Source organism: Cysteiniphilum halobium, assembly GCF_003574425.1.
Lineage (GTDB): Bacteria > Pseudomonadota > Gammaproteobacteria > Francisellales > Francisellaceae > Caedibacter > Caedibacter halobius.
This window is the reverse complement of record NZ_QLIU01000043.1, coordinates 1-571: the sequence shown is the minus strand read 5'-3', so window position 1 is coordinate 571 and position 571 is coordinate 1. Positions and strand designations below refer to the sequence as shown.

The following is a 571-nucleotide window of genomic DNA, read 5'->3' as shown; positions in this document are numbered from 1 at the left end:
GTAAGAGGGTAACGTTCTTCATGTATAAAGCACCATATTTATTTATTAATACATGCTGGAATACTGCTCTTTTCAGTATGGGATGTCAAATTTTATTTTGAGTATAGGACTTGGTAACATTCCCACTTCGGTACAAAACAAAGTCAAATGACTATTGATAGACTCAATTAGGAATGCTCTTGCAAAGGAGAATGGGAAATGACTGTGCTAAACTTTGCATCTCTGTACACGATGATTTTTTCATTTGAGTAGCTCCTGTAATGGTCGATTTAAAATCTTAAGGCAGAGCTTAAAATCTCTTATGCTAAAAGCTGCTCTTTGATAAGCATTAGCAATCATATCCAAGCCATACCGGAAATAGCTAGACTGTAACCGACCATGTTTTTTACGTTTGATTGGCTTTAACTTGGCATCTTTGTATTCGCCGACCTTATGTGCCCAGACTACGCCAACGGTAAGCAACGCCATTAGTTTGGAAATTTTATTTGAGTCTTTCAAATGCGTATCTTCAAAATTAAACCCTCTGCCTTTAAGTGCTTGAAAAAGATTTTCAATTTCCCAACGCATACCC

The 571-nt window shown here is 36.8% G+C and carries 1 pseudogene; it reads right to left on the bottom strand.

Annotation, left to right across the window (positions count from 1 at the left end):
- Positions 1-414: 414 nt before the first annotated feature.
- A pseudogene (locus DNK85_RS08260) lies at positions 415-571 on the bottom strand (IS4-like element ISLpn9 family transposase); the annotation flags it as partial.